Genomic DNA, 23,741 nt, shown 5'->3' on the forward strand with positions numbered 1-23,741 from the left:
CGTTCGGGTTTCATAAAACAAAGGTAAGCAAAGATAGCTAATTTTAAAACTTACCAACCAGAAATTTCCGCTGAGCCGAAATTTACAGTTCGAATGCCGGATGGAAGTGAAAAGACAGTGCTTTATAAAGGGAAAAAAATAAATGTGAAATTTTAGTATGCCACATGATTTTTGAGAACTAGTTTCTTCTAGTAAAGAAAGCCCTCGAAATCGGATAATTTCGAGGGCTTTTGTCTGTTTCTATACGGAAACTTGTGCGCGTGATAGGACTCGAACCTACACGTCTCACGACACCAGATCCTAAGTCTGGCGCGGCTACCAATTACGCCACACGCGCGACATTGCTTTTGGTAAGCGGGTGCAAAGATAAGCAATATTTCTTAAGTACCAAAGATTTTTAGAAAATTATTCTTTGTGGCTATGTAAATATTCACGTGCAGCCTCAATAATGGTATCTACATTGCGTTGCATATCCTCTGAACTCATATTGACTTTGATGTCCGGATCTATACCGAATTCCAGATGTTGCATATCCGCATCGTACATGGGGCTGGCCGAGAAGCGGACAGACCAGCCGTTGGGCAGTTCGGAGGAGAAGGGCAGGCCGGAACCGCCACCTGTTTTGTCACCGATGATGGTCACTTTGGGAAGTATTTTCATTCTGTTCACAAAATCATTAGTGGCGCTGAAAGAGCGGCGGTTAGTCAGCACTACCGCCTGTTTTTGCCAGCGTACACGGTCTAGTGACGGTTCCAGCCAAACTGCTTTGGGAGTGGAGAAGTCATTGTGCCCCGGTCCGGTTTTATGGGACATATAGCCTACCAGCACTTTTTCATTCGTGAAACGTGCGGCTAATTTCTCGGCTGTGGTAAGATTACCACCCGAATTATTTCGCACATCAATAATCAACCCATCACAAATAGCCAGTTTGTTTAGAACCTCGTCCAGATTTCCTTCACCGATGCCCGATTGGAAACTGCCACAATAAATATAGGCTATATTGTCCTCGAATATCTGATACTTCATACCCGAGGATTGGGCATAATCCTTACCTAGATAAACACGTTGGATGCTGTCGCTGAAATTGGCCGGATAGCTGTCAAACCATTCACGATATTGGGAGTACTCCAGTTTGGAAGACAGATTTACGTGTCCGTCACGCAACTCGTTCAGCATATCTGCCAGAACTTCGAATAACTGTTCATTATTCATGCCTTTGGATATTCTCTGTTTATACTGGCTGTATATTTCATTCCAGTCCAATCCGTATTCCTGCTTTTTATAGTCAAGGAAACAATACTGGCGGTCGATAGTCTGCCATAATGCTTCGAAGTTGCCTTCGGGGGAGTTGTCGTATTCGTCCTCCGTGATGCACGAAGTAAATAATACAACAGACAATAACAGACTGATAAAAATATAACTATTTCTTTTCATCCTCTATATTAATAAGGGCTGACCCGGCTGGGCATCGCCACTTTGTTCTTACCTTTTAATAAATAAAAGTTTTTCACGAAACCTATCATAAAGGCGTGTGACCATATATGACTTTTCAGATTATTGACTTTCGCCTGCTGGATATCACATAGGTATCCGAAACGCATATTGACCGACCGGATAGGAAAATCCAATGTAACCAGCTGTCGCAAGGAAGGTTGGTTATGCAGGGAAGTGAACAGCACATTCTTGCCGCCATTCTTTAAACTGAATATCTCATAATAAGATTGTCCGTATTCCGGGGAAAACATAACCCCCATGACAGGCAGATTGGCTTGATAACGGGCTATCAGCGGATAGTTACCGATATGAAACCGATAGATGACCATACCCGATGCCGCCAGATTGACATATGCTTTAGCTTGGGCGGGATTATTGGAATTTCGCATGTTATAGATGAACCCGCCGTTCAAGTCCAGCATGGGACCCGCCAGTATCTTCAAGTTTTCTGTCAGCCGGAACTGGTAATGCAGTGCATAATTCCAATTGACCATACCTGCCATTTCATTACTTGTTTCTGCTTTATTCTCTGTCAGGGACAGATTGGCTTGGAACAGACTTTGAACAGACACGTTGCCATTCATCAGTTTGGTCATGCGCATACTTTCACGCAGGATACGAATTTCGGGTCCGGTATATTCCATCGGTGAAAGATAGGTGTCCAATATATTTGTAAAACCGGCACCGTAAAGAGTAGCTCTCATAACGTAGCGGTTTGCTTGTAAGCTGTCTTCCTGCGCCTGCGAAGACAGCCCCAAAAACAGGGACAGTAATAACAGGAGAATTTTCTTCATTTTTTAAAACAGTTTCATCTGGCCGGTAATTTCATCAATGATATCTGTTTCACTCTTACCATGATCCGGATCTTCAATTTCGGCAGTTTCTTCGTTTTCATCAGTCCCCTCTTCCGCACCGTCCTCTTCTTTGGAAGGTTCGGGGAAGCGTAAAGGTTCCAGTTCATTTATTTGTTCAATGTTGTAAGTACTGATTCGTTTTCCTTTCGCTTTGAAACTCTTGATTCCGATGAATTCGTCCACATCTATTTCCAATGGATCACGGAAACTGTCATGTCCTCCGAATATGACTTGTATGCGTGGATAAGCCACACAAGTAAGCAATATAGAACGACTTTCCTTATTCTCGCCCAAATAATTGAGACGGCGTGAAGTGGATTCAAAAGTGAATCGTTTCAGATAAGGATATCCCTGGTCGGCATCAAATAAAGCGGCGGACCATACCTTGTTGGCATCGAACTTCTCGATGATGTGGATCCCCGGATCATAATGATTGTTCAAATCAAAGTTACTGGTATAGAATTCTCCATTTTCATGGACTATTAAAATCAATTCGTCACTTTGGAATTCTCCCAGATATTCACCGCGTCCGTCATAGTTCAAGCGGAGTACATCCCGGTCAAACCATACTTTTCTTCCACCCAGGGTAGAGCCGCCACGTTGTTTCAAGGCTATTTTATGTACTTCGTATTTAGACAGGATATTGCCCATGGACTGGCGTCCCTTTATATTGATGTCACTGAAATCTTTTTCATATATGATTTTTTTGATACGCGGATTCGGCTTTAAGGTAATCTTGATAACCTCCGCTTCCCCATTGGGATTGGCTGTAAAGTAAACGATACGTGAGCCGGGCGTACCTTGCGTTACATCATATTCACGGTCGCGGGTGATGGAGGTAATGTTGAATCGTTTGATATAGTGAAACCCTTCTTTTCCATCCCGATAGACCACATTGTATATGGTACGTTTGTCGTTTTTCTTGAAGATATTGACATAGAGAACATTCTTGCCGACAAACATTTTGTCTGTTACACGAACCACTTTGTATTTGCCGTCTTTATAGAAGATAATCACATCGTCAATATCTGAACAGTTGGCTATAAATTCATCTTTTTTCAAGGCGGTGCCGATAAAGCCTTCTTCGCGGTTGATATAGAGTTTTTCGTTAGCTTCCACTACCTTCGCCGCCTCAATGGTATCGAAGTTACGTAACTCTGTACGGCGGGGGTATTGTTTGCCATATTTATCTTTCAACATCTGATACCAGTCAATGGTATATTCTACGATATGTGCCAGATGATTGTTTATTTCTTCAATCTGTTCCTTGATACGGGCTATGTTCTCATCTGCTTTATCCTTGTTGAACTTCAGAATCCGGGCCATCTTGATATCCAATAACTTCAGAATATCCTCTTTGGTCACTTCACGGATAAATTGCGGATAGAAAGGAGTCAGCCGTTCATCAATGAATTCGCAGGCGGCATCTGTATTTTCGGATTGCTCGAACTTTACTTCCTTATAAATCCGTTCTTCGATAAAGATTTTTTCCAATGATGCGAAATGAAGGTTTTCAAGCAATTCTCCTTTGTGTATTTCCAACTCTTGACGAAGCAGGGACAACGTGTTGTCCGTGGCTTTTTTAAGGACGGCACTGACTGTAAGGAAGTGGGGTTTCTTTTCATCAATTACACAGCAATTGGGAGATATGCTTACTTCACAATCAGTAAATGCATAGAGCGCGTCCAAGGTTTTGTCCGAGGATACTCCCGGAGCAAGGTGCACTAGGATTTCCACTTTTTCAGAAGTAAGATCTTCCACTTTCCGGATCTTGATTTTTCCCTTTTCACTGGCTTTGACAATAGAGTCGCATACCCCCGGGACAGTCTTTCCGAAAGGTACTTCGGCTATGGACAATGTTTTGTTGTCTATTTTATTGATTTTAGCACGTACTTTCACCATTCCGCCGCGTTCTCCATCGTTGTAGCGTGATACATCAATAGAGCCTCCTGTCTGGAAATCGGGATAGAGTTTGAATTCCTCACCACGCAAATAGGCAATGGAGGCATCACACAGTTCGTTAAAATTGTGTGGCAGGATTTTGGAAGAAAGGCCCACAGCAATACCTTCTACTCCCTGAGCGAGCAAGAGCGGGAATTTGACAGGTAGGGTGATCGGCTCTTTGTTTCGTCCGTCGTATGATGCTTGCCATTCGGTGGTTTTGGGATTGAAAACCACATCCAATGCGAATTTGGACAGACGTGCTTCGATATAACGGGGGGCAGCGGCACCGTCGCCTGTCAGTATGTTACCCCAGTTTCCCTGACAGTCTATCAACAGATCCTTTTGGCCTAGCTGCACCAACGCATCGCCTATGGAAGCATCGCCGTGCGGGTGAAACTGCATGGTATGTCCTACAATGTTTGCAACTTTGTTATATCGGCCGTCATCCAATCTTTTCATAGAGTGGAGGATACGTCTTTGGACAGGTTTCAAACCATCATTGATGTGCGGTACGGCACGTTCCAGTATTACGTAAGAGGCATAGTCCAAAAACCAGTTCTGATACATTCCGCTCAGCTGGTGCTTCACCCCTGTGTTTTTGGTATCGGCAGGTTTATAGTCCAAGTGTCCGTTCTCCGGCGTGGGGATATTTTCTTCGTTTTGTTCCTCTTTATCAATAAAATCGTCGCTCATATATATTTAAATTCCTTAATGTTCTGATGATATGCACGCAAAAATACGACTTTTATTGAAAAAAATCATTTACTTTGCATATTATTTCGCCCTTATTAAAGGTTGAAAACAGGAAAAAACAACAAAAGTGTAAGAATAAACAGATAAGAAAATGGCACAAGAAGATGTTTTTAAGAAATTAGTATCGCACTGTAAAGAGTATGGTTTTGTATTTCCGTCCAGTGATATCTATGACGGACTGGGCGCTGTATACGATTACGGTCAGATGGGAGTGGAGTTGAAGAATAATATCAAGCAATATTGGTGGCAGAGTATGGTGCTGCTGCACGAGAACATCGTAGGTATTGATTCTGCTATTTTTATGCATCCTACTATTTGGAAGGCTTCCGGACATGTGGACGCATTCAATGATCCTCTGATTGACAACCGCGATTCTAAAAAACGTTATCGTGCCGATGTGCTGATTGAAGACCAGCTTGCCAAATATGACGAGAAGATAAACAAAGAAGTGGCCAAGGCTGCCAAGAGATTTGGTGATGCTTTTGATGAGGCTCAGTTTCGTAGCACCAACGGTCGTGTTCTGGAGCATCAGGCCAAGCGCGACGCTTTACATGAACGGTTCTCAAAAGCTTTGAACGACAATGATTTGGATGAACTTCGTCAGATTATCATTGATGAAGAGATTGTTTGTCCTATTTCGGGAACCAAGAACTGGACTGAAGTACGTCAGTTCAATTTGATGTTCTCTACCGAAATGGGTTCTACTGCCGATGGTGCCATGAAGATTTATCTTCGTCCGGAAACAGCGCAGGGTATTTTTGTCAATTACCTGAATGTACAGAAGACCGGTCGTATGAAGATTCCTTTCGGTATCGCTCAGATTGGTAAGGCTTTCCGCAACGAGATCGTAGCCCGCCAGTTCATTTTCCGTATGCGTGAGTTTGAACAGATGGAGATGCAGTTCTTCGTAAAACCGGGTACTGAGCTGGAGTGGTTCCCCAAATGGAAAGAAACTCGTTTGAAATGGCATAAGGCATTAGGTTTCGGTGATGATCATTACCGTTTCCATGATCACGATAAACTGGCACATTATGCCAATGCAGCTACAGACATTGAATTCCTGATGCCGTTTGGATTCAAGGAAGTGGAAGGTATTCATAGCCGTACGAACTTTGACTTGAGTCAGCACGAGAAGTTCAGTGGCAAGAGCATCAAGTATTTCGATCCGGAATTGAACGAAAGCTATACTCCGTATGTTATTGAAACATCTATCGGTGTGGACCGTATGTTCCTTAGCATTATGAGTGCTGCTTATACAGAAGAGACATTGGAGAATGGTGAAACTCGTGTGGTATTGAAATTGCCTGCTGCTCTGGCTCCGGTGAAACTGGCCGTGATGCCGTTGGTGAAGAAAGACGGCCTGCCCGAGAAGGCGCGTGAGATTATGAATGACTTGAAGTTCCATTTCCACTGCCAGTATGATGAGAAAGACAGCATCGGCAAGCGTTACCGTCGTCAGGATGCCATCGGTACTCCGTATTGTATCACAGTAGACCACCAGACTTTGGAGGATAATTGTGTAACTTTGCGTAATCGTGATACCATGCAGCAGGAGCGTGTAGCTATTTCGGAACTGAACAATATCATTGCCGATAAAGTAAGTATAACAAGTCTGCTGAAGACTTTGCAATAATAAATGTATTATGAATAAAAGTATTCTTTGGCTGATTGGTCTGCTGTTTGTTACTTCCCTGTCCATTGTTTCATGTAGTGAGACGGATGGGACAGAAGATCCATATGCAAACTGGGAAGAGCGTAATCAGCGGTATATTGACTCCATTGCTACAGTGGCGGAAGCCAATCGAGGCAATGGAGAAGGGCAATGGAAAATCATCCGTTCCTATAAACTTCCATCTTTGGGATTGAATGAAACAGGAAAGATCATTGATAATGTTTACTGTAAGATTCAGAAAGTGGGAGATGGTACTGAGAGTCCTATTGCTACGGATACGGTAGCGGTGAATTATCGTGGTCAATTGATTAACGGTACGGTTTTTGACCAAAGTTATCAGGGTGAGCTTGATCCGGAAACTGCCACTCCTAGAAAATTTCTGGTAGGTGCGGTGATAGCAGGGTGGAGTACGGCCTTGATGAAAGGATTTGGTGGTATGAAAGCCGGTGACCAATGGAAGCTTTATATTCCTTATCCATTGGCTTACGGAAAAGATGGTACAGAAGGTATTCCCGGATATTCAACGTTGATATTTGATGTGAATTTGGTTGATATATTCCCGTTGAAGGGTACGGGAAAAAGCATTGATGATACCTTGGATGCTAAAAAATAGCTATCATAGAATATTGGAAAGAAGAGAGTATTGCAGTTTGTTGCAATGCTCTTTTTTTTATGGTGTTTTGATTCATGTCGGTTGGACGAGACGGGGGCCTGTCAGGTGAATTGTTTGGGGATTTGCTGAAATGATTTTGGGAGGTATGGCGTTTTCCTTGGTATGGTTAATGGTTCTTTTATCCGCTTGCTACGCGTTCCATTGTCTGTAAGGAATGGTTTAAAGGTTGGGGTAAAACGGTTTAATTATATTATATTAAGAAGAACTCTTGACGGAAACAAGAAGATTGTTTTATCGGGGATATAAATAAAACACTTCGTTTTTTCGGTATCCGCCGAAGTGTTTTTCCTTTCAGCATAATGTTGTGGGATAGTTTGACGGGCGAATAACTGTAAGAAACAATATAATCTTTATCTTGGTCAATTCATTAAACCAATGATTGACGCAAAGATAAAGATTATGACAAATTATTTAATAAATTATTTCACGTTTCCTACTTTGATCAAGTATTCGGCAATCTGAACAGCGTTCAATGCCGCACCTTTCTTAATCTGATCGCCTACAATCCAGAAAGTCAGTCCGTTTTCGTTTGCCAGATCTTTGCGGATACGACCTACGTAAACCGGATCTTTACCTGCCAGGAACAAAGGCATCGGATATTCTTTCTTTTCGGGATTGTCCATCAGTACCAGGCCTTCCCCTTTGGCAAAGGCTTCACGGGCTTCTTCAGGAGAAATGGGGCGTTCAGTTTCTACCCAGATACTTTCCGAGTGAGAACGGAGGGCGGGAACACGTACACACATGGCGCTAACCTGAATGTCGGAGTGCATAATCTTGCGTGTTTCGTTGAACATCTTCATTTCTTCTTTGGTATATCCATTGTCGGTAAATACATCAATCTGGGGAATCAGGTTGAATGCCAACTGGTAAGCGAATTTCTCTACGGTCACGGGCTCGTTAGCCAATACTTGACGATATTGTTCATACAATTCATCCATAGCTGCTGCACCTGCACCGCTGGCAGCTTGATAAGTAGCCACATGCACACGTTTTATGTGTGAAAGATTTTCGATGGCTTTCAGCGCAACTACCATCTGGATAGTTGTACAGTTGGGGTTAGCTATCACGTTACGGGGACGATTCAAAGCATCTTCCGGATTCACTTCGGGCACTACCAAAGGCACGTCGGCATCCATACGGTAAGCGCTGGAGTTGTCAATCAGTACGGCACCATGTTTGGTAATGGTTTCACAAAACTCTTTTGTGGTACCTGCGCCGGCTGATGTGAAAGCGATATCTACACCTTTAAAGTCATCGTTGTGCTGAAGGAGTTTCACTTCAATCTGTTTACCGCGGAATGTGTATTTTCGTCCTGCACTGCGTGAAGAACCGAATAACACTAACTCATCCAACGGGAAGTTCCTTTCATCGAGCACACGCAGGAACTCTTGTCCTACAGCTCCGCTCGCACCAACAATTGCTACTTTCATTTTGTTTTTTGTTTTATAAGATAAAATTTAGTAATACTTTAGAACTATCTCTCAGCATGTAAGTACGTTCTGCGTGCAAAATTAGAACATTTTAGAATATAAATCAGTAAAAAAGAAAGTTTTTTCGTAATTTTGTCGATATTATGGTATAAAACTTAAAAAAAGATGGAACTATTCGACCTTAACATACATTTTCCGGTCACAGATCCTACCTGGATATTCTTCCTGGTACTCATTATCATTCTGTTTGCCCCTATGATTTTGGGGCGTTTACGCATTCCGCATATTATTGGTATGATACTTGCCGGGGTAGTGGTAGGCAAGTATGGCTTTAACATTCTGGAGCGTGACAGCAGTTTTGAATTGTTTGGAAAGGTAGGACTTTACTACATTATGTTTTTGGCCGGTCTTGAGATGGATATGGACGATTTCAAGAAAAACAGGACAAAAGGATTGGTCTTTGGTATGTTTACTTTCCTCATCCCGATGGGGCTGGGCATATGGAGTAGCATGAGTATGCTGAACTATGGATTCCTGACTTCTGTGCTGCTGGCCAGTATGTATGCCAGTCACACCTTGATTGCTTATCCTATTATCAGCCGGTATGGCTTGTCGCGGCAACGGACGGTCAGTATCACTATTGGTGGTACGGCGGTGACTGTGGTGCTGGCTTTGATGGTGCTGGCTGTTATTGGTGGTATGTATAAAGGTGAGGACGTAGGCGGACTGTTTTGGGTGCTGTTGGTTGCCAAGGTGGTTTTGCTGTTCGGACTTATCATATTTTTAATGCCTCGCATCAGCCGGTGGTTTTTCCGTACATATGAGGATGCGGTGATGCAATTTATATTTGTGCTGGCTATGGTGTTCCTGGGCGGAGGCTTGATGGAACTGGTGGGGATGGAAGGTATTTTGGGAGCTTTCCTTGCCGGGCTGGTATTGAATCGTTTTGTTCCTCATGTTTCTCCTTTGATGAACCGGCTGGAGTTTGTGGGTAATGCGCTGTTTATTCCCTATTTCTTGATTGGGGTGGGAATGATTATTGATGTACGTTGCCTTTTTACGGAAGGTGAAGCGCTGAAAGTGGCGGTTGTAATGACCGTAGTGGCGACATTCAGTAAGTGGCTGGCTGCATGGATAACCCAGAAGATATATGGCATGAAAAAAGTGGAGGGCAGCCTGATATTCGGATTAAGCAATGCACAGGCTGCTGCGACTTTGGCCGCTGTGTTGATAGGTCACGGTATTATTATGGAAAATGGAGAGCGGTTGTTGAATGATGATGTTTTGAATGGTACGGTGGTCATGATTTTGTTCACTTGTATTATAAGTTCTGTTGTGACAGAGCGTGCCGCACGCAAAATGGTGACCCAGGAAAATCTGATGGAGGGCAGCGAAGGTAAGGAACAGGAACGCATCTTGATTCCGGTAGCTAATCCTGAAACCATAGAAGGATTGGTAGGCATGGCTTTGATGATGAGACATCCTAAACAAAAAGAGTCATTGGTGGCACTGAGTGTGATCAATGATAATAATACTTCAGAAACCAAGGAACTCATAGGCAAGCGTAACTTGGAGCGTACGGCGATGATTGCTGCTGCTGCCGATGCGTCTGTAAAGACTGTGTTGCGTTATGATTTGAATATTGCGCAAGGTATTATTCATACGCAGAAAGAATATGCGGTAACGGATATTGTAATAGGTTTGCATCGTAAGACGAATTTGATGGATTCTTTCTTTGGTACAATGACGGAAAACTTGTTGAAGGGCACGAACCGCCAGATTATGATCGCTAAATTATTGATGCCTGTCAATACGTTGCGCCGGATTGTGGTGGCGGTTCCCGATAAGGCGGAATATGAAAAAGGTTTCTTGAAATGGATGACACAGCTCTGCCGTATGGGTAAACAATTGGGATGCCGCGTGCATTTCTTTGCTACGGAAGATACATTGAAGCATTTGCGTGCCCTGACAGAAAAACAGGAGGCGAATACTTTTACGGAGTTTTCTTTATTGGAAGAGTGGGATGATCTGCTTTTATTGACCGGACAGGTGAATTATGACCATCTGTTTGTGGTTGTGTCTTCGCGTAAAGGTTCCATCTCTTATCAGACTTCTTTTGAACGTCTGCCGTCACAAATCAGCAAGTACTTTGCCAATAACAGTTTGTTGATTGTGTATCCGGATCAGTTAGGGGACGATCCGCAAGAGATTGTTTCGTTTTCTGACCCTCGCGGGCAATCGGAAACACGAGTATATGATAATGTAGGAAAATGGTTCTACAAATGGTTTAAGAAAGGTGATGAACGAAATTAATATAGAGTGGCAGCAACGTACGGAGTTGTTGCTGGGAAAAGATAAGATGAAACGCCTGCGTCACGCTCATGTGCTGGTGGTAGGTTTAGGTGGAGTTGGGGCGTATGCTGCCGAGATGATTTGTCGTGCAGGAGTAGGCCGTATGACAATAGTGGATGCAGACATTGTGCAGCCCAGTAATATTAATCGTCAGCTTCCGGCCCTTCACTCTGCTGTGGGACGTCCCAAAGCGGAAATTTTGGCGGAACGTTTCCGTGATATTAATCCCGATTTGGAATTGACTGTATTGGTGGAGTATCTGAAAGATGAGCGTATTCCGGAATTGCTGGACAGTGCAAAATTTGATTTTGTGGTGGATGCCATTGATACGGTAGCTCCTAAATGTTACCTTATATATAATGTGCTTCAACGCCGTCTGCCCATTGTGAGTAGTATGGGGGCCGGTGCTAAATGGGATATTACTCAGGTTCGTTTTGCCGATTTATGGGATACTTACCATTGCGGATTAAGCAAAGCCGTGCGGAAGCGTTTGCAGAAAATGGGGATGAAACGAAAACTTCCGGTTGTATTTAGTACAGAGCAGGCCGATCAGGATGCGGTGATATTGGTAGATGATGAGAAAAATAAGAAATCTACTGCCGGAACCGTGAGTTATATGCCGGCAGTCTTTGGCTGTTATCTGGCGGAGTATGTGATAAGAAGAATTTGATTATGATAGAATTACAGGGAATAACGAAGAGTTTCGGGACATTGCAGGTACTGAAAGGTATTGACTTGATGATAGAAAAAGGAGAAGTGGTAAGTATTGTGGGGCCCAGCGGTGCGGGGAAAACTACATTATTGCAGATTATGGGAACGCTGGATAAGGCGGATACGGGTACTATTTTACTGAATGGTACAGAAGTGAGTTGTTTGAAGGAAAAAGAGTTGTCGGCTTTTCGTAACCGGCAGATTGGCTTTGTGTTCCAGTTCCACCAGTTACTTCCTGAGTTTACAGCTTTAGAGAATGTGATGATGCCTGCGTTGATAGCAGGTACGTCTTCTTCCGAAGCTATGCGGAAAGCCAAAGAAACGCTAGCTTTTTTGGGCTTGTCCGAACGTGCTTCGCACAAACCGGCTGAATTGTCGGGAGGGGAGAAGCAACGGGTGGCGGTAGCGCGTGCATTAATAAACAACCCGGCGGTTATCCTTGCGGATGAGCCGTCGGGCAGTCTGGATACTCGCAATAAAGAGGAACTTCATCAGTTGTTCTTTGATTTACGTGATAAGTTAGGTCAAACTTTTGTTATTGTTACTCATGATGAAAATCTGGCTCGTTTGACAGACCGTACTATTCACATGGTAGATGGCAGGATCTCTTTGAAAATTTAATAGAGCAAAGATCAGTTTAATGATATGTGAATACTGTCATGCTGTTCTTTCCATTTGTCTATCTGGAATTCTCCGGTATCTCCCTCTTCCAGTAGTACACCGTCCATACTCAGGTTGACTGTTGTTCTTGTCCCGGCATTAAGTTGTGTAGTTAGTTTTTGTTGGTAATGCTTTATTGTTCCGTTACTTAACTGTACAAAGATTTGAAACATAGGATTAGGCTGAGAGGGGAACACCGATACAAAATTATTGTTGAATTCTGTACGGTTAGTGCTGGGTTTCAACCCGAAGCTGATTGTTTTGAAAGTGCCTTCGGGCCGGGCTGAAAAATAATTCAGGTTGCTATGGATATTACTGATGTATATCCACATTGAATCAATGGCATCACTGAAAGCATCACCGTTTGTTTCAGACACTATGACGCTTAAGGCTGCTGAAGCATGTTTAAGATGTGCTTGCAGGTCATCTTTCCCTATATTTATATTTTGTGTTCCGTATACAAGGCTATGTATCGGGTAGTATACCGTATCTCCCGGTATTTTCCTTAGTCCTAAACTGGTTGTATTCAGTTTTTTGCCTATAATTAGCGTGGGATCTGCCAGATAGGCATCACCTGCTGTACCAAAGTAATCGGGATATCCCCAATATATCACATTGTATGTACCTACAGGAAGCCTTAAAGGATATTTTTGGGATTTTCCTATTCCATTCGTGATTAAGTAATATGCTGGAAAAGGAACTTGTTTTCCCTTGGCTGTATAATTGCCTATATAAAAACTTCCATTCGTTTCACAAGGTAGTACTTCTAATGGACCATTGTAAGGATCTGTGCTACTTTGGCTCAGAGTGGCATATAGTGCCGGAGATACCAGATCTTCTGGTTGGGGAGTGACAATGTCACAATCCTCGTTTTTACCGCACGAAGCTAGCAGTGCCAGTAAAGGTAAAAATAAAAACTTTCTCATGTACATCTTTAGTTTAGGTTTGAATACTCCCTATAACAAGATATGGATGAGAAAGTTTGAATGGTATAGGAGAAAGTTATGCTTATACTTTCTCGGGAAAACTGGCTTTCAGGATCTCAAATGCCCGGGCATAATCTTTTTCGAAGACTAGAACCTTTATTTCCATTCCCGGAATATAAGCCAAAACTTGGGCTGTATATTCTCCCTGCAACATGGATTCTATACCTTCATTTTTTAGAAGATCCTGTAACATGTGTGCGCGGACATCACTTTTGAAAGAAGTAAGAATAACTGTTTTCATACTCGTTCCTTCTGTATCAGTTGTTTCTTTTTTCGATTTACAGTTTTGCAGAATCCGGCGTGCCACTTCTCCCGTTACATCACCGTCCTCTCCGTATGCTGCGCCTCTCTCATTGAACCGGCGTACTATTTCTTCAATGGTATCATCGCCTATTCCTGCTTCATCCAAGCGAGTCTTAAGTCCTAAATTTCTAAAGAATTCTTCAGTTTTTTCTATGGTTAGCGATACCCGTACACTGGGAACTCCTGAAGTAACCCCCCAGATACGTTCGCCATATTGTAGTATTTTGTCACGTTTTTTATCGGCGAGTGTCCGTAGAGTTCCGGGAAATACGATCGCCAGGGTTTGGCCGTGTGTCATGCCATGTAGTGCGGTCAGCTCATGCCCTATCATGTGGGTGGCCCAGTCTTCGGATACTCCCATAGCAATAAAACCGTTCAAAGCCATAGTGGCGGACATCATAAATTCACTCATCAAGTGATAGTCCTGTTTGTTTTCTTTGATTTGCGGAGCGATTTGTACCAATGTACGAAGGATGCTTTCGCTCCAGCGGTCCATTAGATAAGATTCGTTTGTTTTGGTCATGTATTGTTCCATGACGTGTACAAAAGTGTCTGCCAGTCCGCAAGCTATCTGATAGTCGGGCAGTGAGAAAGTTACTGTCGGATCTAGGATAGAAAATACAGGATGGGAGGAGAAAAATGGATATTTTTCATGAGTTTCACGGCATGAAATTACAGCTCCGTTATTCATTTCTGAACCTGTGGCGGGAATGGTTAGCACAGTTCCTAAAGGAATCGTGTTTTGTGCACTGCCTTTTTTAACCAGTTCCCAGGCATCTCCGTCGTAGGGAATACCAGCGGAAATCAACTTGGTGCCGTCTATAACTGAGCCGCCACCTACTGCCAGCAGGAAGTCAATGTTTTTTTCTTTGCCTGATTCTATCGCCTTTTTCAAGGTAGATATATCGGGATTTGATTCTATTCCCCAAAACTCCGTGTAATCACGTCCTTCAAGGGCTTGGATTACTTGTTCATAGACTCCATTGGTTTTTACACTGCCACCTCCGAAAGTGATCATGATTCTCTTGTCGGCCGGTATCTGTTGGGACAATTGGGCAATCATGCCTTTGCCAAAGATGAGGCGTGTAGGATTGTGAAAGATAAAATTATCCATAACTAATTGGGGTTTTCTTGGTTAATACTGAGTAAAGATAATGCTTTTTTCCTATCTTTGAGAAAAAATTTAGCTAATGAACGTAAAACTGGGAAAATACAACCAGCTGGAGGTTGTAAAAGAAGTAGATTTTGGTGTTTATTTAGATGGAGGCGATGACGGAGAGATTTTATTGCCTACGCGTTATGTACCCGAAGGCTGTAAGCCTGGCGATGTGCTGAATGTCTTTCTTTATCTTGACAATGAGGAAAGGCTGATAGCTACCACTTTGCAGCCGTTGGTGCAGGTGGACGAGTTTGCCTGTTTGGAAGTGGCATGGATTAATGAGTTTGGTGCGTTTTTGAATTGGGGATTGATGAAAGACCTTTTTGTACCTTTCCGTGAACAAAAGATGAAAATGCAGAAAGGGAGAAAGTATATAATACACGCACATATAGACGAAGATAGTTACCGCATTATGGCATCTGCTAAAGTGGAGCATTATCTTTCTAAAGAACATCCCGACTATCGGCTGGGACAGGAAGTGGATATCCTGATATGGCAGAAAACAGATTTGGGATTTAAGGCTATTGTGGAAAATAAGTTCAGTGGTTTGCTTTACGATAATGAGATTTTCCAACCTTTAGAAACCGGTATGAGGCTGAAGGCTTATGTAAAGCAGGTGCGTGAGGATGGTAAGATCGATTTGGTTCTGCAAAAGTTGGGCGCAAAGAAGGTGGATGATTTTTCGGAAGTGTTATTACAATATATTAAAGATCATGAAGGCTTCACTCCATTGAATGATAAAAGTGCTGCTGAGGATATCTATGATGCTTTTGGTGTCAGTAAGAAAACTTTCAAGAAAGCGGTGGGGGATTTATATAAAAAACGCCTGGTTGTTTTGGAAGCTGAGGGGATACGCCTCACTTAGTGGAGCTTTTCCCTACCGGATATAGGAAAAGCCCTATGAACTTATGGGGAAAATCAATTGTGGGGGAAAGCGATTTCCCCTATTTTTGTGCCATAGAACTAACAAACTAAAAACGGAACAGCTATGAAAAGATGGACTACATTACTGATAGTGATTTGTATGCTAGGTATAACTATTCCCGCAATGGGGGCCATGAGTATCAGCAAAATGAGACAGAACACTCGTTTCCTTACCGACCGTATGGCATATGAACTGAAACTCACTCCGCGGCAATACAATGATGTATATGAGGTGAATTATGATTTTATCAATAATGTCCGTTATCTGATGGATGATGTGGTAAGAGGCTATGATTATGCGTTGGAACGTTACTATGATTTTCTGGATGTGCGTAATGATGATCTTCGTTGGATACTTTCCAGTGCGCAATATCGTCGTTTTATGAGGACTGAGCATTTCTACCGTCCCATTTATGCGCATGAGAACAAATGGCATTTCCGTATTTATCTGGTATATAATAATGTGAATTTTTTCTACTATGGCAAACCGCATCACTATGCTAGTTATTGTGGAGGGCATTATCGTACTCATTTTAATAATGTCAGTTATTATAAGACCCATTATCGTGACCATTACCGCCATGATGTGTACGATGGACATTATCGTATCCGCCATGACAGAATGACGTATGATATGCACCGTCGTCGTGATTTCAATATAGCTGTTCGTCCTCCACAAAAGGAGCATCATCGCCCGGCCACTCCTCCTCAGACTCGTCCAAACAGACCTCAAATCCATCCTGACAGGCCGTCGGGTGATCATCGTCGTCCGTCTGTTCCACAGGCAAGGCCGGACAGACCGAAGAAGGATCAGAATAACAAGCATGATGGGCGCCCTTCACGACGTGGACAGAACTCACAGGTTGATAAAGACCGTCATGAAAATAGGCGTATTACTCCATCCGGCAGGGATGTGAGAAGAGGAAATGGTAAGAAAGAAAAGGAATCGAATCGGTCAAGAGAAAGAAATAAGAGCAATTCCGGTGAAAGAAGTGCTGTACGTATGCGCATTGTATAGTCATGGAAAGTTCCTTCTGCCCTTAGTGCTAAAAAAGCTTAAGAGAAGGCATAACGGAAAGGAAAAAGGAGTAATATTACCCCGTAAAACAACAAAACACAATAAGTTATGAAAAACGTTATTCTAATGGCCTTACTTTGCATGGGCTTCTTTTCAGCACAAGCACAAAATGAATTTACGATTCAAGGAAAAGTTAAAGGATTGAAAGACGGTACGGTGGTAACACTCTTTCGTACGGAAGGGAATGTGGGGAGTAGCATTGCCAATGACACCGTGAAAAATGAATCATTCTTTTTTAAGGAGAAAGCAGAGGATCAAGAGATCGGAAAATATTCTATCAGCTGCTATGGTGCGGAGGGTTTTCCTCCTATGGGGCTGGACATATGGGCTGCTCCGGGAGCAAAAATCAACATTAGTGGCAATAATACCTATATTTATACTTGGAAGGTGAAAAGTCCTGTCGAACAACAAAAGGTGAGAAGCGGTTTCGTTGATAGTTCACGGGAATTGTGGAATGAGTTTCAAAAGACTGTTCTTGAATATTATAAGTCAATGGACGCCATGTATGCCGGAAATTTAAATGAGGAACAGAAAAAATCACTCCGCACTCGGTGTGACAGTCTTCGCTATGTGCAGGATGAAATAAATTTGAAGATAGACGCTCGTACTATCGAACGCTTGAAAGCAACTCCGGTATCCGAGGTTTGGTTGGAGGAGTTGAAACGGCTTGCTCAGGAGAGCGTATATATGAAAGGCTTTCCATATAAAGACGAAGTGGTTTCCATTTATAATGGTTTGTCTGAAACCGACAAAAAAACGGATTCCGGTAAAACCATTCACACTTGTCTTTTTCCTCCGGTGGTCGTGAATGAAGGGGATGAGATGGTGGATGCCGATTTGTTCGATTTGGAAGGGAAAATACACCATCTGGCAGATTATAAAGGGAAATATATGTTGGTAGATATTTGGAGTTCGGGATGTGGACCTTGCATCATGGCATTACCCGAAATGAAGGAAATATCCAATCAATATAAAGATAAGCTGACTGTGATCAGCCTTAGCAGTGATCCTGAGAAAACGTGGAAAAGAGCTTCCGGACAACATGAAATGATATGGGAGAATTTGAATGATTTGCAGGGAATGAATGGATTATATGCTAAATACGGTGTACGTGGAATCCCTAGTTACATTTTGATATCACCACAAGGTAAAGTCTTAAAGAAGTGGACTGGGTATGGCAAGGGCAGCCTTAAACAAAAAATACGTCGTTGGGTGGATACCCCTTCCTATGCTATGAGTATGGTAGCTTCCGAAACTACCACCATAGTCAATTATCCCACTGTACGTACAAGTAATACGGATATTCATGAAATAAGACAGGTGGAGTTAAGTGATACGGCTGCCATTGTGCGTGTGCATGGATACTATATTCCTAAATATTGGATACAGGTGAGCAGCAGCATTGCTCTGATTGCCGATAATGGTACGGTCTGTCCTTTGAAACGTGCCGAGGGAATCACTCTTGACCAGCATTTCTTTATGCCCGAAAGCGGAGAGGCTGATTATACTTTCTTTTTCGAGCCTTTGCCCAAAGGTACGAAGACATTCGATATGGTAGAGCGAAATGTGGCGACTCCTGATAAACTGGAAGGTATTGCATTGACTATGCCGCATACTTATACTATCACTGGTCATTTGGAAGGAGTGGAGGATGGAACTTCCATCGGACTTTGGCTGAGTGAAGGGAGTATGTTCAAGCGATTGGTTAATATGCCTTTGAAGAATGGAATGTTCTTTTTTACCGGAAGTTGTACGAAAAATGAATGTTCGGAAGTTCTGGTTAGGGGAGAGGGCTCTGGTTTTCCGGGTACTTCTTTATCTGTTTGGGTGGAACCGGATGCACGAATTGTAATTAAAGGGAAAGATAGATTGTATACCGATTGGCGGATAGAGAGTAATGTGGAAGAACAGAAAGTGATGGAACATTTTAGAGGAGCGGTGAAGAAATGGGAAGAACAGGATCAGAAATTGATGATTCAAACTGCACAATTGTTTGAAACGATGTCTTCTGTAAAACAGCAAGAGAAAGAAGAAAAAAAGATTTGGGATAAAGTGAAAAAAGTATATGCCCAACAAGATGTTTTGCGATTGAAAAGCGCACCTGTCATTATAAAGATAATGCAGGAAACAGAAGTCACGCTTGTATGGATAAAGAAACTGAACGAATTAAGTTACTTGTATAAATTCAATGCCGGTTTTAAGCAGAAAGCAGAGGTGGTTGCTCTGTATAATCGTCTAAGTGAGAAAGACAAAGAATTGGATTGCGTGAAGGATTTGACTGTCCGACTGTTTCCTCCTACGGTAGTAGAAGTGGGGGATGATATGGCTGATGCCGATTTATATGATGTGAATGGAAAGATTCATCATTTATCTGATTTCAAAGGTAAATATATTCTGATAGATTTTTGGAGTCAGGGATGTGCTCCTTGTTTGCAATCGCTTCCTGAATTGAAAGAGATAACGGAACATTATAAAGAACGGTTGACTGTGGTAAGTCTTTCAGAAGATACTGAGAAAAACTGGAAAAGCTTTTCCTCTGCCAAGCAGCTGAGTGGCAATAATTTTAATGATTTGCAAGGAAGACATGGACTGTATGCCAGATATGGCGTGAGAGGTATCCCTTATTATGTATTCATTTCCCCAGAAGGTAAAATCATGACTACTTGGGGAGGCTACGGTGAAGGCAGTTTGAAGGCTAAAATGAAAGAATTGCTGGGGGAGTGAAGTCGTATCACAGTATTATATAGCCAAACAGAATTGATTTGCTACCGGAGATTCATCTATCCTATTTTTCGCAAATCAATTCTGTTTGGCTATACTTATTCTCCTTGATGGAAATCTGAAGCCATTTGTACGCTATCCGTTTGTTATTATCTGGCAGCAGGAGGGGGAGTGCTGTCCGTCTATGGGATCAATTTCATTTTTTATCCCGAACTCGCGTACCTTTAGTTTATCGGGCTGCAAAGCTAATTGAGTTTAATGATAATCTGTGATGAATGATAGAAAATCATTCCAAAGTAAGAGGAACTCCTTTGTAGAAATCCAGAATCTTGGTACGGAACAGATAGTCATATTTTGCTTGAAGCATATCCGAAACGGCTTTCATCCAATTGGTACGTGCCTCATTGTATTCAGTAGCGTTGGCTTTACCATTGGCATATTTTTCGCTCATCAGACGGAAGGAAGCTTCAGAAGCATCCGTAGCTGTATTACTGCTTTTGTATTTGCTTTCGGCAGCTACTGCATTATAGTATGCTTGCTGTATTTCTTTGAAAAGAGCCTTTTTGCTTTCTTCCAACTTCCATGATAAAGCAGTGCGCTGGATGCGTGCGTTCTTTACTTTATTTCGTGTGTCAAAACGGTTGAACAACGGAATGCTGAGTGAGAATTGCAGGTATTTATTAAAATTTTGATGCCACTGGCTGCTGAATGAAGCATTTTCTACTCCTGAAATATTATAGTAGTTTGTTCCTATACCTGCACTGAAGTTTAATTGCGGATACCAGGAACTTTGGGCAATACGGATATTTTTGGCCGCACCTTCCAGACGAAATTGGGCTGCTTTAATACTTGGTTTGTTCAGAACAGCTTGTGCATAGATATCTTCGGGAAGTGAAAGCAGAGTAAAATCATCCTCTACACGGGGAGATACTACTCCAAATCCGTCAGGAGTAGGAAGTTCCAACAGCTGGCTCAGTTCTAACAAAGCTAACTGATAGTTATTGTCAGCCTGTACTGCTGACATTTCGTCTTGTGCGACGCGTGCGCGGGCTTCATAGACTTCGGCTTCAGATGCTTTCCCATTTTTGAAATAGGCTTCTTTCAATTCCAGCTGTTCCCGGCTTAACTCTACTTGGTTGTGAGCTACTTTTGCCAATTCTTCATTAAAAAGAATTTGTAGATAGGCAGAGGTGACAGAAATGCTGATATCTTCTTTGGCCTTGTTCAAGTCTTCTGTAGCTGCTTTCAGGTTCAGTTTGCTGAGAGCGATGTTGTTCGGTATCCGCAATCCTGTAAATAAAGGAATACTGGTACTGAGTGAGAAGTTGGTGTTTTTGGTATTACGGTCGCCGTACGTATTGTCTGCCTGCAAGGCACGGCCGAAGTTAAATGACTGGCCCACATTACCGTTCAGATTAGGCAGCCGGCTGTATTTAGCAGTATTCAAATCCACTGCATTCTGATCTCTTGCAGCTTCCTGTTGCTTGATACTCAGGTTGTGTTCTATAGCATAATCAATGCATTTACGTAAATCCCATTTTTCTTGGGAAACGGCCGGTAATGCAGTCAGGGTGGCCAAGGCTATAATGATTTGTTTCTTCATAATGATATTCTGTTATTTCTTTTCTGCTCCGCGTACTTTTTCATTGACATTCAGACCGTTCTTTATTTCAATCTGGATACCGTCACTCATACCTGTAATAACGGCACGACGGCTGAATTTCTGTGAAGGTACACTATCTGTCAATACGTATATAAAAGTAGAGTCGTTTTTAAACTCAACAGTACTTTCGGGTACTGCCAGTACCTTGCTGGCACGTGCCAGAACGATTTCCGCATTTGCGCTATATCCGGAACGGATGGTAATACTGTCGGGGACTGTGATGGCTGCTTTGATCTCAAATTGGTTGGCACCATTTTCTTCTACACCTTTAGGAGAGATATATTCTAGTTGTGCATCAAATTCCATGTTTTGTAAGGCTCCTAAAGTTATTTTTACCGGCATGCCTTCGTGTATGCGTCCTACTTCCGTTTCATCAATATTGCCTCGGAAAATCAGATCATTCATGTTGGCTACGGTGGCGATAGTGGTTCCGTCATTGAATGTGTTGCTCATTATGACGGAGTTACCGGCTTTTACGGGCACATCCAAAATCAATCCGTCAATAGTAGATCGGATAAGGGTACTACTGAATGAAGCCTTGTTTTTAGTGATACCTTCTTTGACTATTTCCAGGTTATCTTTGGCTGTTTGTAATTCTTCACGTGCCTGTTTTACGGCTACTTCACTCTTTTCATATTCTTCACTGCTGATAAGTTTGCTTTCGAACAGTTTTTTCATACGGGCAAAGTCCGTTTCTCCTTGTCTGGCATTGATTTCTGCCAGTCTTACACGGCTTTCTGCCGAGTTTAGTTGTCCCAGTTCGGGGATCACCTTTACTTTGGCAATCACTTCTCCTTTCTTTATTTTTTGTCCGGCTTCCTTATATACCTCGTCAATGATACCTGAAATCTGCGGCTTAATCAGAATCTCGTCACGCGGTTCTATTTTTCCGGTAGCTACAGTGGTCTTTTTCAGATCGGTGATTTCTGCGTTTAATATAGTATACACGCTGGCTTTGGGTTGTGATTTTTGATAGAGAAATACAAATGTTCCGATGAATATCAGTGCAACGATGACTAATAGTGCAATTTTTACATACTTTTTCATATCTGTTTGTTTTATTATTTTTTTATTCTTGTTTGTTCTTGCATGGAAACTTTATCCGTTACGTCGGACGGCTTTATTCGTCTCTTATAGCCTCAATGGGTTTGATGGCCATAGCGCGATAAGCCGGTGCCAATCCGGCCAGCATACCTAGGACCATCAATAAGATGCAGGCCCCGACGGCCATCCAGAAGCTGATTTGGAAATGAGCCTCTGTACCCGAAGCTGCCGTTCCTATTTCCAGCCCTTGTAAGATCAAGACTCCGAAACTAATTCCCATCAATCCTGCAAAAGTTGTCAATACCATGCTTTCAGAAAGAATTTGGTTTAGAATATCTTTAGGGCGTGCGCCAATGGCTCGGCGGATGCCGATTTCGGTTGTACGTTCTTTCACGGTAACCATCATAATATTGCTTACTCCGATAGCTCCTGCCAGCAATGTTCCCAAACCTACCATCCATGCCAAAATTTTGATTCCTGTGAACAGATTGTCAATCATGCTGAACATTGCTTCTGCATTGACCATGATCACCGCTTGTTTGTCGTCCGGGTGGATATAGTGCGCTTTCTTGATTACTTGTTCTATTTTGTCGGCTATACTGGTAACGGTCACACCCGGTTTTACGGTAATACAGACTAAATCAATGCGCTTTCCAAAATTGTATGCTTTTTGCATGGTAGTAAATGGAAGAGTTACACTATCCTCTGTTCCTGCATTGATATTCATGTTACTGGTTGATAAGCTAACACCTACAATCTGATAGTAAATACCATCCACACGCAAATATTGTCCGCATGGGTTTCCTCCTTGGGGAAACAGTTCGTCGTATACTCGTTTTCCTATGGTGCATACTTTCCGGCTTTCCAGTATGTCTACGTCATTGATAAAGCGCCCCATTGTAATATTTTGAGCTTCTATCTTTTCATAATCAGGCTGTAATCCTCTGACGGCACAGGAGCTTTTCTTGTCTCCGAAAATAGCAGTAGAGCCCCATCGGCTGATATTGGGAGTGATAACTTCTACTTCCGGTACGGCTTGGCGGATACGTTCCACATCGTTAAATTCCATATCCCAATAACGTCCTTTTCTAAATCCTTTATAGGCTTCACTGGTTTTATTACTTCCGAAAAAAACGGAATTGGTGGCGAATCCTTTAAAGTTGGCCGACATCATATCTTGTAGTCCCTGGCCACCCCCCATAAGGGCAACCAGCATGAATATGCCCCAAAAAACACCAAAAGCGGTCAATAGGCTACGTGTCTTGTTTCTGGTAATGGTGATGAATATTTCTTCCCACCTGTCTAAATCTATTCTCATAA

The 23,741-nt window shown here is 42.5% G+C and carries 17 protein-coding genes and 1 tRNA gene; 8 read left to right on the forward strand and 10 right to left on the reverse strand.

Features of this window, described 5'->3' with window-relative positions:
• Positions 1-255 precede the first annotated feature (255 nt).
• From AB5062_RS17855 to AB5062_RS17870, 4 genes are all read right to left on the reverse strand, one after another.
• Positions 256-337: transfer RNA gene (locus AB5062_RS17855), tRNA-Leu, on the reverse strand.
• A 68-nt stretch (positions 338-405) separates the two neighbouring features.
• Positions 406-1,434 (reverse strand): S41 family peptidase, encoded by a 1,029-nt coding sequence (locus AB5062_RS17860; protein WP_005843596.1) that lies wholly within the window; start codon positions 1,432-1,434, stop codon positions 406-408.
• An 8-nt stretch (positions 1,435-1,442) separates the two neighbouring features.
• Positions 1,443-2,288 carry a DUF3316 domain-containing protein gene (locus AB5062_RS17865; protein WP_032953119.1) on the reverse strand — a complete coding sequence of 282 codons (846 nt, stop codon included), beginning with the start codon at positions 2,286-2,288 and terminating at the stop codon, positions 1,443-1,445.
• Between the two features lie 3 nt (positions 2,289-2,291).
• A complete protein-coding gene (locus AB5062_RS17870; RefSeq protein ID WP_005843601.1) occupies positions 2,292-4,985 on the reverse strand; it encodes a DNA gyrase/topoisomerase IV subunit A in 2,694 nt (897 codons plus the stop codon).
• A gap of 151 nt (positions 4,986-5,136) precedes the next feature.
• Here AB5062_RS17870 and AB5062_RS17875 point away from each other — a divergent pair, with 151 nt between their 5' ends.
• A complete protein-coding gene (locus AB5062_RS17875) occupies positions 5,137-6,678 on the forward strand; it encodes a glycine--tRNA ligase (RefSeq protein WP_005843603.1) in 1,542 nt (513 codons plus the stop codon).
• A gap of 10 nt (positions 6,679-6,688) precedes the next feature.
• Positions 6,689-7,330, forward strand: coding sequence for an FKBP-type peptidyl-prolyl cis-trans isomerase (locus AB5062_RS17880; RefSeq protein ID WP_008670377.1), 642 nt, complete (start codon positions 6,689-6,691; stop codon positions 7,328-7,330).
• 479 nt (positions 7,331-7,809) lie between these two features.
• Here AB5062_RS17880 and AB5062_RS17885 read toward each other — a convergent pair whose 3' ends face one another.
• Positions 7,810-8,820, reverse strand: a complete 1,011-nt coding sequence (locus AB5062_RS17885; RefSeq protein WP_005853694.1) for an aspartate-semialdehyde dehydrogenase — start codon at positions 8,818-8,820, stop codon at positions 7,810-7,812.
• A 165-nt stretch (positions 8,821-8,985) separates the two neighbouring features.
• On the opposite strand from AB5062_RS17885, the gene AB5062_RS17890 reads away from it, so the two are divergent.
• The 3 genes from AB5062_RS17890 to AB5062_RS17900 are packed head-to-tail and all read left to right on the forward strand — an operon-like array spanning position 8,986 to position 12,504.
• Positions 8,986-11,133 carry a cation:proton antiporter gene (locus AB5062_RS17890; RefSeq protein WP_005843610.1) on the forward strand — a complete coding sequence of 716 codons (2,148 nt, stop codon included), beginning with the start codon at positions 8,986-8,988 and terminating at the stop codon, positions 11,131-11,133.
• Entirely contained in the window at positions 11,120-11,842 is a 723-nt protein-coding gene (locus AB5062_RS17895; protein ID WP_005843612.1) for a ThiF family adenylyltransferase, read from the forward strand. The genes AB5062_RS17890 and AB5062_RS17895 overlap by 14 nt, the downstream gene beginning before the upstream one ends.
• Positions 11,843-11,844: 2 nt before the next feature.
• The gene (locus AB5062_RS17900) at positions 11,845-12,504 is read left to right on the forward strand and encodes an ABC transporter ATP-binding protein (protein ID WP_005843614.1); all 660 of its coding nucleotides are present in this window, start codon (positions 11,845-11,847) and stop codon (positions 12,502-12,504) included.
• Positions 12,505-12,515: 11 nt separating this feature from the next.
• Here AB5062_RS17900 and AB5062_RS17905 read toward each other — a convergent pair whose 3' ends face one another.
• Together AB5062_RS17905 and AB5062_RS17910 are read right to left on the reverse strand one after the other, a co-directional pair.
• Entirely contained in the window at positions 12,516-13,469 is a 954-nt protein-coding gene (locus tag AB5062_RS17905; protein ID WP_005843617.1) for a FimB/Mfa2 family fimbrial subunit, read from the reverse strand.
• A gap of 82 nt (positions 13,470-13,551) precedes the next feature.
• Entirely contained in the window at positions 13,552-14,946 is a 1,395-nt protein-coding gene (locus AB5062_RS17910) for an iron-containing alcohol dehydrogenase (protein ID WP_005853699.1), read from the reverse strand.
• A gap of 76 nt (positions 14,947-15,022) precedes the next feature.
• On the opposite strand from AB5062_RS17910, the gene AB5062_RS17915 reads away from it, so the two are divergent.
• The 3 genes from AB5062_RS17915 to AB5062_RS17925 all read left to right on the forward strand — a co-directional run bounded on the left by AB5062_RS17915 (position 15,023) and on the right by AB5062_RS17925 (position 19,717).
• The gene (locus AB5062_RS17915) at positions 15,023-15,856 is read left to right on the forward strand and encodes a S1 RNA-binding domain-containing protein (RefSeq protein ID WP_005843620.1); all 834 of its coding nucleotides are present in this window, start codon (positions 15,023-15,025) and stop codon (positions 15,854-15,856) included.
• Positions 15,857-15,979: 123 nt separating this feature from the next.
• Positions 15,980-16,933 carry a hypothetical protein gene (locus AB5062_RS17920; RefSeq protein ID WP_117597227.1) on the forward strand — a complete coding sequence of 318 codons (954 nt, stop codon included), beginning with the start codon at positions 15,980-15,982 and terminating at the stop codon, positions 16,931-16,933.
• A 108-nt stretch (positions 16,934-17,041) separates the two neighbouring features.
• On the forward strand, positions 17,042-19,717 hold the full coding sequence (locus AB5062_RS17925; RefSeq protein ID WP_080705356.1) for a TlpA disulfide reductase family protein: 2,676 nt from the start codon (positions 17,042-17,044) through the stop codon (positions 19,715-19,717).
• A gap of 283 nt (positions 19,718-20,000) precedes the next feature.
• Here AB5062_RS17925 and AB5062_RS17930 read toward each other — a convergent pair whose 3' ends face one another.
• The 3 genes from AB5062_RS17930 to AB5062_RS17940 form a co-directional block, all read right to left on the reverse strand.
• Positions 20,001-21,317: a TolC family protein gene (locus AB5062_RS17930; RefSeq protein ID WP_005843625.1), complete on the reverse strand. Its 1,317-nt coding sequence runs from the start codon at positions 21,315-21,317 to the stop codon at positions 20,001-20,003.
• A 12-nt stretch (positions 21,318-21,329) separates the two neighbouring features.
• Positions 21,330-22,424, reverse strand: coding sequence for an efflux RND transporter periplasmic adaptor subunit (locus AB5062_RS17935; protein WP_005843627.1), 1,095 nt, complete (start codon positions 22,422-22,424; stop codon positions 21,330-21,332).
• A gap of 73 nt (positions 22,425-22,497) precedes the next feature.
• Complete coding sequence (locus AB5062_RS17940) at positions 22,498-23,739, reverse strand: ABC transporter permease (protein ID WP_005853705.1); 1,242 nt, start codon at positions 23,737-23,739, stop codon at positions 22,498-22,500.
• Positions 23,740-23,741: the final 2 nt, after the last annotated feature.

The sequence above is a fragment of the Phocaeicola sp. RTP21359st1_B8_RTP21360_211022 genome, from assembly GCF_040911965.1.
Lineage (GTDB): Bacteria > Bacteroidota > Bacteroidia > Bacteroidales > Bacteroidaceae > Phocaeicola > Phocaeicola vulgatus.

Excerpts from the sequence above, each read along its gene's own strand:
- AB5062_RS17860 (WP_005843596.1), bottom strand. The coding sequence starts at position 1,434 with ATGAAAAGAAATAGTTATATTTTTATCAGTCTGTTATTGTCTGTTGTA.
- AB5062_RS17865 (WP_032953119.1), bottom strand. The coding sequence starts at position 2,288 with ATGAAGAAAATTCTCCTGTTATTACTGTCCCTGTTTTTGGGGCTGTCT.
- AB5062_RS17870 (WP_005843601.1), bottom strand. The coding sequence starts at position 4,985 with ATGAGCGACGATTTTATTGATAAAGAGGAACAAAACGAAGAAAATATC.
- AB5062_RS17875 (WP_005843603.1), top strand. The coding sequence starts at position 5,137 with ATGGCACAAGAAGATGTTTTTAAGAAATTAGTATCGCACTGTAAAGAG.
- AB5062_RS17880 (WP_008670377.1), top strand. The coding sequence starts at position 6,689 with ATGAATAAAAGTATTCTTTGGCTGATTGGTCTGCTGTTTGTTACTTCC.
- AB5062_RS17885 (WP_005853694.1), bottom strand. The coding sequence starts at position 8,820 with ATGAAAGTAGCAATTGTTGGTGCGAGCGGAGCTGTAGGACAAGAGTTC.
- AB5062_RS17890 (WP_005843610.1), top strand. The coding sequence starts at position 8,986 with ATGGAACTATTCGACCTTAACATACATTTTCCGGTCACAGATCCTACC.
- AB5062_RS17895 (WP_005843612.1), top strand. The coding sequence starts at position 11,120 with ATGAACGAAATTAATATAGAGTGGCAGCAACGTACGGAGTTGTTGCTG.
- AB5062_RS17900 (WP_005843614.1), top strand. The coding sequence starts at position 11,845 with ATGATAGAATTACAGGGAATAACGAAGAGTTTCGGGACATTGCAGGTA.
- AB5062_RS17905 (WP_005843617.1), bottom strand. The coding sequence starts at position 13,469 with ATGAGAAAGTTTTTATTTTTACCTTTACTGGCACTGCTAGCTTCGTGC.
- AB5062_RS17910 (WP_005853699.1), bottom strand. The coding sequence starts at position 14,946 with ATGGATAATTTTATCTTTCACAATCCTACACGCCTCATCTTTGGCAAA.
- AB5062_RS17915 (WP_005843620.1), top strand. The coding sequence starts at position 15,023 with ATGAACGTAAAACTGGGAAAATACAACCAGCTGGAGGTTGTAAAAGAA.
- AB5062_RS17920 (WP_117597227.1), top strand. The coding sequence starts at position 15,980 with ATGAAAAGATGGACTACATTACTGATAGTGATTTGTATGCTAGGTATA.
- AB5062_RS17925 (WP_080705356.1), top strand. The coding sequence starts at position 17,042 with ATGAAAAACGTTATTCTAATGGCCTTACTTTGCATGGGCTTCTTTTCA.
- AB5062_RS17930 (WP_005843625.1), bottom strand. The coding sequence starts at position 21,317 with ATGAAGAAACAAATCATTATAGCCTTGGCCACCCTGACTGCATTACCG.
- AB5062_RS17935 (WP_005843627.1), bottom strand. The coding sequence starts at position 22,424 with ATGAAAAAGTATGTAAAAATTGCACTATTAGTCATCGTTGCACTGATA.
- AB5062_RS17940 (WP_005853705.1), bottom strand. The coding sequence starts at position 23,739 with ATGAGAATAGATTTAGACAGGTGGGAAGAAATATTCATCACCATTACC.